General features: G+C 67.6%; 8 protein-coding genes and 1 pseudogene. 8 read left to right on the top strand and 1 reads right to left on the bottom strand.

What is annotated here, in order from left to right; all coding sequences use genetic code 11:
* The 4 genes from Q0C59_RS15260 to mrdA form a co-directional block, all read left to right on the top strand.
* On the top strand, nucleotides 1–847 hold an 847-nt coding region (locus tag Q0C59_RS15260; protein ID WP_291216924.1), incomplete at its 5' end, for a rod shape-determining protein.
* A 57-nt stretch (nucleotides 848–904) separates the two neighbouring features.
* Nucleotides 905–1843 (top strand): rod shape-determining protein MreC, encoded by a 939-nt coding sequence (gene mreC, locus Q0C59_RS15265; protein ID WP_291216926.1) that lies wholly within the window; start codon nucleotides 905–907, stop codon nucleotides 1841–1843.
* Complete coding sequence (gene mreD, locus Q0C59_RS15270) at nucleotides 1840–2370, top strand: rod shape-determining protein MreD (protein WP_291216929.1); 531 nt, start codon at nucleotides 1840–1842, stop codon at nucleotides 2368–2370. The genes mreC and mreD overlap by 4 nt, the downstream gene beginning before the upstream one ends.
* A 2-nt stretch (nucleotides 2371–2372) precedes the next feature.
* Nucleotides 2373–4358, top strand: coding sequence for a penicillin-binding protein 2 (gene mrdA, locus Q0C59_RS15275; protein ID WP_291216931.1), 1986 nt, complete (start codon nucleotides 2373–2375; stop codon nucleotides 4356–4358).
* On the opposite strand, the gene Q0C59_RS15280 is transcribed toward mrdA, so the two are convergent.
* A complete protein-coding gene (locus Q0C59_RS15280) occupies nucleotides 4348–5109 on the bottom strand; it encodes a TSUP family transporter (RefSeq protein ID WP_291216957.1) in 762 nt (253 codons plus the stop codon). The genes mrdA and Q0C59_RS15280 overlap by 11 nt on opposite strands.
* A 352-nt stretch (nucleotides 5110–5461) precedes the next feature.
* On the opposite strand from Q0C59_RS15280, the gene Q0C59_RS15285 reads away from it, so the two are divergent.
* The 4 genes and pseudogenes from Q0C59_RS15285 to Q0C59_RS15300 form a co-directional block, all read left to right on the top strand.
* A complete protein-coding gene (locus Q0C59_RS15285; RefSeq protein ID WP_370871269.1) occupies nucleotides 5462–6781 on the top strand; it encodes an ammonium transporter in 1320 nt (439 codons plus the stop codon).
* A 13-nt stretch (nucleotides 6782–6794) separates the two neighbouring features.
* Complete coding sequence (locus Q0C59_RS15290; protein ID WP_291216980.1) at nucleotides 6795–7235, top strand: hypothetical protein; 441 nt, start codon at nucleotides 6795–6797, stop codon at nucleotides 7233–7235.
* Nucleotides 7236–7273: 38 nt separating this feature from the next.
* The gene (locus tag Q0C59_RS15295; RefSeq protein WP_291216964.1) at nucleotides 7274–8461 is read left to right on the top strand and encodes a benzoate/H(+) symporter BenE family transporter; all 1188 of its coding nucleotides are present in this window, start codon (nucleotides 7274–7276) and stop codon (nucleotides 8459–8461) included.
* Nucleotides 8458–8570, top strand: a pseudogene (locus Q0C59_RS15300) (glutathione synthase); the annotation flags it as partial. The gene Q0C59_RS15295 and the pseudogene Q0C59_RS15300, both read left to right, overlap by 4 nt.

Genomic DNA, 8570 nt, shown 5'->3' on the forward strand with positions numbered 1-8570 from the left:
GGTGCCCGGCAACATCGAAGCCATCCGCCCCATGAAAGACGGCGTGATCGCCGATTTCACCGTGACCGAGCAGATGCTCAAGCAGTTCATCAAGATGGTGCACCCGCGCTCGATGTTCAAGCCGAGCCCGCGCATCATCATCTGTGTGCCTTGCGGCTCCACCCAGGTCGAGCGCCGTGCCATCCGCGAATCGGCGCTGGGTGCCGGCGCTTCCGAGGTCTACCTGATCGAAGAACCCATGGCCGCGGCCATCGGCGCCGGCCTGCCGGTGTCGGACGCATCGGGCTCCATGGTGGTCGACATCGGCGGCGGCACCACCGAGGTGGGCGTGATCTCGCTGGGCGGCATGGTCTACAAGGGCAGCGTGCGCGTGGGTGGTGACCGTTTCGACGAAGCCATCATTGCCTACATCCGCCGCAACTACGGCATGCTGATCGGCGAGCCCACGGCCGAAGCGATCAAGAAGCAGATCGGTTCGGCCTTCCCCGGCTCGGAAGTCAAGGAAATGGAAGTCAAGGGCCGCAACCTCTCCGAAGGCGTGCCGCGCAGCTTCACCATCTCCAGCAACGAGATCCTGGAAGCCCTGACCGACCCGCTCAACAACATCGTGACCGCGGTCAAGATGGCACTGGAACACACGCCGCCCGAACTGGGCGCCGACATCGCCGAGCGCGGCATGATGCTCACCGGCGGCGGCGCGCTGCTGCGCGATCTGGACCGCCTGCTGGCCGAAGAAACCGGCCTGCCGGTGCTGGTGGCCGAAGAGCCGTTGACCTGCGTGGTGCGCGGTTGCGGCATGGCCCTGGAGCGCATGGAGCGCCTGGGCACCATCTTCACCAGCGAATAAGCGCGCGCCGCACCCCGGCGCACCCGCACACACACCACCAGAGCCACCCCGAGCGTCATGCCACTGGGCACCCTGGACCGCACGCCGCCCCCCTTCTTCAAGCAGGGCCCATCGGCCCTGTCCAAACTGGTGGTTTTCAGCGCGCTCGCGCTGTTCCTCATGGTGGCCGACCTGCGCTTTGAGGTGGCGCGTCCCGCGCGCGCAGGCATTGCCGCCGCGCTGTACCCGGCGCAGTGGCTGGTGTTGCAGCCGGTGCAGGCCATGGCCGGTCTGGGCGGGTACTTCACGTCGTTGCACAACGCACAGCAAAGCGAGGGCGAAGCGCTCAAGCGCCTGGCCACGCAGGCCGACCGCAATCTGCAGCTCGAACAGATGCAACTGGAAAACCGGCGGCTGCGCGATCTGCTGGCCATGCGCGAGCGCACCGGCACGCAGGCCATGGGCGCCCAGGTGCTGTACGACGCGGCCGACCCGTACTCGCGCAAGATCGTGATCGACCGCGGCCAGACACAAGGTGTGCAGGCTGGCTCTCCCGTGATCGACGAAAGAGGTGTGCTCGGCCAGGTCACACGCGTGTACCCGCTGGTGTCCGAGGTGAGCCTGCTGATCGACCGCGGCATGGCCATCCCGGTGCTCAATGTGCGCACCGGCGTTCGCAGCGTGGCCTACGGCCAGCCTTCCACCAAAGGCGACGGCATGGAACTGCGCTACACGCTGGCCAGCGCCGACATCGCCGAGGGCGACCTGCTCACCACCAGTGGCGTGGACGGCGTGTACCCGCCCGGCCTGCCGGTGGCCCGTGTGACCCTGGTGGCGCGGCAGGCCGAATCGTCTTTCTCGCGCATCGAGGCCGAACCGCTGGCGCAGGTACAGGGCGCCTTGCACGTGCTGGTGCTCGCACCCGCAGGCGCGTCGCTGCCGCCCTCGCCCTTGACCGAAGCCACCCGCGCGCCCACCGCAGCCGACCGGCCCGGCAACCGGAGCAACACGCCATGATCATGCGCCCCGGTCAGCAGCTGCTGCTGCCCGCCAACCCCGCCTTCATCTGGTTCAGCCTGCTCAGCGCGCTGATGTTCAACATGCTGCTGAACATGGGCCTGTGGGGGCGTTCGGCGTGGGTGCCCGACCTGCTCGCGGTGACGCTGGTTTTCTGGAGCGTGCACCAGCCGCTGCGCATCGGCGTGGGCGTCGCGTTTCTCTTTGGCCTGGCCATGGACGTGCACCAGGGCGCCCTGCTCGGCCAGCATGCGCTGGCCTACACCGTGCTCGGTTTCCTGGCCATTTCCATGCACCGCCGCCTGTTGTGGTTCGGCGTGCCCAACCAGGCGGTGCAGGTGCTGCCGCTGTTCGTGGCGGCCCACGTGCTGGAGCTGCTGGTGCGCATGGCCTCGGGCGGCAGCTTCCCGGGTTTGACCTACTTCATCGCGCCGGTGCTCGAGGCCATGCTGTGGCCGGTGGTGAGTGTTTTGCTCCTTGCCCCGCAGCGCAGGGCGCCCAATCCTGACGACAACCGACCCCTGTAGCCATGACCGAACTGCGAAACGTCGAAGCCGACCTGGCCCAGTTCCGCACCCGCTTGCTGGTGATCGGGCTGGTGGTGGTGTTTGCGTTTGGTCTGGTCGCCGCGCGCATGGTGTACCTGCAGGTGGTGCGCCACGATGACCTGCTGGCGCAGGCCGAGAGCAACCGCACGGCGGTGCTGCCGGTGGTGCCCAACCGGGGCCAGATCGTGGACCGCAACGGCCGCGTGCTGGCCACCAACTATTCAGCCTACACGCTGGAGATCACGCCCTCGCGCGTGCTCGACATGCAGGCCACCATCGCCCAGCTTGGCGAACTGGTGGAAATTTCCCCGCGCGACCAGCGCCGCTTCCGCAAGCTGCTCGAAGAATCCCACAGCTTCGACTCGCTGCCCATCCGCACCCGCCTGACCGACGAGGAGGTGGCCCGATTCACCGTGCAGCGCTACCGTTTCCCCGGGGTGGAGGTGCGCGCGCGCCTGCTGCGTCAGTACCCCAACGGCGAAACCGCCAGCCACGTGATCGGCTACATCGGGCGCATCAACCAGCGCGAGAAAGAGTCGATCGCCGACTGGGCCGAAGAAGACCAGGCCAACTACCGCGGCACCGAGTACATCGGCAAACTCGGCGCCGAGCAGAGCTTTGAGCAGACGCTGCACGGCACCACCGGTTTCGAGCGGGTGGAAACCTCGGCCGGAGGCCGCGCGGTGCGCTCCCTCGCCAACACACCCGCCACGCCGGGCGACACTGTGGTGCTGTCGATCGACATCCAGTTGCAGAAACTGATCGAGGACATGTTCGGCGAGCGGCGCGGCGCCCTGGTGGCGATCGACCCGCGCTCGGGCGAGGTGCTGGCCTTCGTGAGCAAGCCCACCTTCGACCCCAACCTCTTCGTCGAAGGCATCGACGTGGACAACTGGCGCGCGCTCAACGAGTCGCTGGACAAGCCGTTGCTCAACCGCGCGCTGCGCGGCACCTACCCGCCGGGCTCCACCTACAAGCCCTTCATGGCGCTGGGCGCGTTGGAAACCGGCACCCGGTCGGCCCAGACCGTCATCAACGACCCGGGCTTCTGGATGTTCGGCAGCCACCGCTTCCGCAGCCACGGTGACGGCGGACTCGGCGCTGTGGACATGAAGCGCAGCATCGTGAAATCCAGCAACACCTATTACTACTCGCTGGCCAACGAGATGGGTGTGGACACCATGCACGACTTCATGAAACCGCTGGGTTTCGGCCAGATCACCGGCATCGACCTGCGCGGCGAGGTGCGCGGCGTGCTCCCCAGCCAGGCCTGGAAGCGCAACAACTACAAGCGCCCTGACCAGCAGCGCTGGTACCCCGGCGAGACGATCTCGCTGGGCATTGGACAGGGCTACAACAGCTTCACCATGCTGCAACTCGCCCACGCCATGGCCACGCTGGCCAATGGGGGCGTGAAACACGCTCCGCACCTGACCATGGCCACCGAAAACGCGATCACCCGCGAGCGCAGACCACTGCCCGCACCGCCTGCGGTGAACCTGGGCTACAAGCCCGAACACGTGCGCACCGTGCTGGAGGCCATGCAGGCCGTGACCACCGAAGGTACCTCCACCCGCGTGTTTGCCGGCGCCGGTTACGCCAGCGGCGGCAAGACTGGCACAGCGCAGGCGGTGACCATCGGCCAGCGCGACCGATACGACGCCCGCAAACTCGAAGAGCACCAGCGCGACCACGCGCTGTACGTGGCCTTCGCCCCCATCGACCAGCCCCGCGTGGCGATCGCGGTGGTGGTTGAAAACGCCGGCTTCGGCGCCGCGTCTGCCGCGCCCATCACTCGGCGCGTGTTCGACTATCTGCTGCTCGACCAGTACCCGAATCCGCAAGACCTGGCAGCGGTGAGCGTGGGCCAGGCATCGGCCCCCATCGGAACCCCGCTGAAAGCCAGCGCAATGCCCTGGCCGCCGGAGCCGGCGGCCACCCCCGCGCCGCTTCGCATCACCCCCTGATCCAGGCGTCGTAGAGCGTCTTGAGGATCAGCGCCGACACCACCACGATGAAGGCGATGCGCACGAAGCCGCTGCCGTGCTTGAGCGCCAGGCGCGTGCCCAGCAGGCTGCCCACCACGTTGGCCACGGCCATGGCCAGCACAAAGTGCCACCACACATGGCCTTTCCAGGCGAACAGCGACAGCGCGGCAAGGTTGGTGGCGGTGTTGATGAGCTTGGCGCTGGCGCTGGCATGCAGGAAGTCGTAGCCCAGCCAGCGCACGAACAGGAACACGAAAAAGCTGCCGGTGCCCGGGCCGAAGAAGCCGTCGTAAAAGCCGATGGTGGCACCCAGCACGCAGGCCGCGGCGGCTTCTTGCCGACCGCTGAAACGCGGTGCGTGGTGGCGACCGAGGTCTTTGCGCGCCAGCGTGTAGACCAGCACGCCGATCAGCACCAAGGGAAGCGCGCGGCGCAGGAAATCGGGCGAGATCACCGTCACCGTCCACGCCCCCGCCATTGAGCCCACGAAGCCCACAGCCGCGGCGGGCAGCAACGCGTGCCAGGGCATGTTCACCCGCCGGGCGTACTGCCAGGTGGCCGCTGCCGTGCCCCACACCGAGGCCCCTTTGTTCACACCGAAGAGCGTCGCGGGGTGGGTGGTGGGAAACATGGCGAACAGCGCGGGCACTAGGATGAGGCCGCCGCCCCCCACGATCGAATCCACGAAGCCGGCAAACAACGAGGCCAGCGAAACAAGCAGCAATTCCATGAAAGCGATTGTCGCTGCCACGCGAAGACGAAAAAAAACCGACCCACAGGGATCGGTTTGAGGAATCTGGCATCTCTGGGGACGCTGAAACACGTTTTTTGATTGTGGACTGGGTTGTCTCCTCGGTCCCCCGCGGTCACCAGCGCAGTGCGCTTGAGCGAGTGCATGCACTGTATCGGCTCGCACCAGCGGTGTGCACCCGGGCTTTCCCTTGGCCGGGACAACCCTTGGCACAGTTGATGCACTGGCCACGGTGTCGTTGGAAACAGGTAACAAAATGCACCACAACCGTGTGACCGCCCTTCCCCATCACTTTCACAGCCAGAGAAACCTTCTCCCCCACTTCGCACTGATCACCGCCTTGCTGGCGCCACTGACGGCTGCTGCGCAAGCCGCTCCCGCAGCCCCACCCGCGGCGCTCACCTCGCCCGGGCTGGTCGCGGCCAGCACGATTTCAGGCGCCGACACCGCCTGGCTCATGGTCAGCACCGCGCTCGTGTTGCTCATGACGCTGCCGGGCATCGCCCTGTTCTACGGCGGCATGGTGCGCCGCTTCAATGTGATCAACACCATGGCCAGCGTGGTGGGCATCGCAGCCGTGGTGAGCCTGTTGTGGTTCGGCGTGGCGTACTCGCTGGCTTTCACACCGGGTGGTGCGCTGGGTGGCTTCATCGGCGGCTTCGAGCGCGCGGGCTTCTCGGGCATGGAGTTCCTGGGCGCCACCGGCCAGGTGGCCGTGAGCCACATCGCGAAACACGTGCCCGAGTCGGTGTTCGCCATGTTCCAGCTCACCTTTGCCATCATCACCTGCGCGCTGGTGGTGGGGGCGCTGGTGGAGCGCATGCACTTCGGCGCGCTGCTCACCTTCACCGGCCTGTGGTTGCTGCTGGTCTACGCGCCCATCGCCCACTGGGTGTGGGAACCGGGCGGTTGGCTCGCGCAACTCGGCGCGCTGGACTTTGCCGGCGGCTCGGTGGTTCACATCAACGCCGGCGCCGCTGCGCTGGTCTGCGCCTACGCGCTCGGTCCACGCGAAGGCTATGGCCGCGAACCCTTCATTCCGTTCAACCTGGGTCTCACCATGGCGGGCACCGGCCTGTTGTGGGTGGGCTGGTTCGGCTTCAACGCCGGCTCCGCGCTGGCCGCCGACGGCCGCGCCGGCCTGGCCATGGCGGTCACCCACATCGCAGCGGCCGCGGGTGCACTCTCGTGGATGGCCGCCGAGTGGCTGGCGCGCAAACGCGCGTCGCTGCTGGGACTGTGCTCGGGCGTGGTGGCGGGTCTGGTGGCCATCACGCCGGCGGCGGGATTTGTGTCGCCGCGCAGCGCGCTCATCATCGGTCTGGTGGCCGGCGTGGCCTGCTACTGGGGCGCCACAGCGCTCAAACGCAAGCTGCGCGCCGACGACTCGCTCGATGTGTTCGGCGTGCACGGCGTGGGCGGCCTGGTGGGCGCGTTGCTCACGGGACTGCTGGCCGACCCGGCCATTTCGGGCGTGGAGGCCAGCTTCATGGCCCAGGTGATCGCGTGTGTGGCGGTGCTGGCCTACAGCCTGGTGATGACGGCTGTGGTGCTGTGGATCACCTCGCGCTTCACCACGCTGCGGGTGCGCGAGTTCGAGGAGCGCGCGGGCCTGGACGTGTCGCTGCACAACGAACAGCTCGGCCACTGAAGGCGGCAGCTTCATGACCGCCAACGACGTCTTTGCCATCGCAGCCCACCTGCACGTGCTGCTGCGGCGCAAGACCGGCCGCGTGACCGACACCGAATGGCTGGCCAGCAACGCAGACTACGCACGCGAGATCGTGCGCTTCACGCGCGAGAAGGCCACCACGGACGAACACGCCGACCTGCTGGCGCTGGCCGACAAACTGGAAGCCGCCATCCCGCTCATGGCTGCGCCAGCACGCAAACCCTTGCTGCAGGCTGCGGCCGAAACCTTGAAGGCGGGCCAGGTCAGCGCGGCCGCCGCCCAGCGCGCTGGCACTCCGCGATCGGGCGGCTTCGCCAACTCGGTGCCCGGCCACCACAGCGGCTTCATCGAATCCACCCTGATCTCGGCCTTTGGCGGTCCGCGCAAGGAAGGCGAAGACCCGGACGCGCGCTACGTGGGCGGCATCCGCTGATGGCCTGAGACGCCAAGCATCGCGGCGAGAATCGCCCGATGCCGTTCTTCAAAGACCTCAACCTCTCGGCCGCCACCGCCGGTTTTGTCGCGGTGCTGGTGGGCTTCACCAGCTCGGTGGCCATCGTCTTCCAGGCCGCGCAGGCGTTTGGCGCCACGCCGGCGCAAATCACCTCGTGGATGTGGGCGCTCGGCCTGGGAATGGGTCTGTGTTCGGCCATTCCGTCACTGGTGCTCAAGCAGCCGGTCATGGTGGCCTGGAGCACGCCCGGCGCGGCCGTGCTGGCCACGGCGGGCCTGGCCGGAGGCTTCTCCATGGCTGAGGCCATCGGTGCCTTCATGGTGTGCGGCGCGCTCATCACGCTGGCAGGCGCCACCGGCTGGTTCGAACGCGTGATGAACAAGATCCCGATGGCGCTGGCCTCGGCGCTGCTGGCAGGCGTGCTCGCGCGCTTCGGCCTGCAGGCCTTTGCCGCTGCGCAAACGGCGCTGGTGCTGGTGGTGCTGATGCTGCTGGCCTACCTGCTCGGCCGGCGCCTGGCACCGCGCTATGCGGTGGTGATCACACTGCTGGTGTCGGTGGCCTATGTGGTGCTGCGCGGCCAGTTCAACGCCGGTGCGCTCACGCTGGAGCTGGCCCGCCCGGTGTTCACCCTGCCGGTCTTCACGCTGGCCGCGTTGACCAGCCTGGCGCTGCCGCTGTTCGTGGTCACCATGGCCTCGCAGAACCTGCCGGGTGTGGCCGCCATCCGCGCGGCCGGCTACGACATGCCGATCTCCAGAATCATCACGCTCACCGGTGTGGCCACACTGGTGCTGGCGCCGTTCGGCGCCTTCGCGCTCAACCTCAGCGCGATCACCGCCGCCATCTGCATGGGCCCGGAAGCCCACCCCGACCCGAAGAAGCGCTACACCGCCGCCGTCACCTGCGGCGCCATCTACGTGCTCATCGGCCTGTTCGGCGCGGCCGTCACCGGCCTGCTCATCGCCTTCCCGCGCGAACTGGTGCTGGCCATCGCCGGCATTGCGCTGCTGGGCAGCATCGGCGGCGGGCTGCACGCAGCCCTGAAGGACGACACACACCGCGAGGCCGCGCTCATCACCTTTCTCGTCACGCTCAGCGGCGTGGTGATCGCCGGCATCGGCTCGGCCTTTTGGGGCGTGGTGGCCGGCGCCGTTGCGCTGTTTGTGCAACAGTACGGCCTTCGTCAGAAAAGCAAGCCATGAACATCCTCTTTGTCGCCGACCCGCTGGTCACCTTCAAGACCTACAAGGACACCACCTTCGCCATGATGCGCGAGCTGCAGAAACGCGGCCACACCCTGGCCGCCTGCGA

It is taken from the genome of Hydrogenophaga sp. (genome assembly GCF_022844385.1).
Classification (GTDB): Bacteria; Pseudomonadota; Gammaproteobacteria; order Burkholderiales; family Burkholderiaceae_C; genus Hydrogenophaga.

Bases quoted from the DNA above. Each gene is read 5' to 3' on its own strand.
- mreD (WP_291216929.1), top strand. From the start codon at position 1,840: ATGATCATGCGCCCCGGTCAGCAGCTGCTGCTGCCCGCCAACCCCGCC.
- mreC (WP_291216926.1), top strand. From the start codon at position 905: ATGCCACTGGGCACCCTGGACCGCACGCCGCCCCCCTTCTTCAAGCAG.
- Q0C59_RS15290 (WP_291216980.1), top strand. From the start codon at position 6,795: ATGACCGCCAACGACGTCTTTGCCATCGCAGCCCACCTGCACGTGCTG.
- Q0C59_RS15280 (WP_291216957.1), bottom strand. From the start codon at position 5,109: ATGGAATTGCTGCTTGTTTCGCTGGCCTCGTTGTTTGCCGGCTTCGTG.
- Q0C59_RS15295 (WP_291216964.1), top strand. From the start codon at position 7,274: ATGCCGTTCTTCAAAGACCTCAACCTCTCGGCCGCCACCGCCGGTTTT.
- mrdA (WP_291216931.1), top strand. From the start codon at position 2,373: ATGACCGAACTGCGAAACGTCGAAGCCGACCTGGCCCAGTTCCGCACC.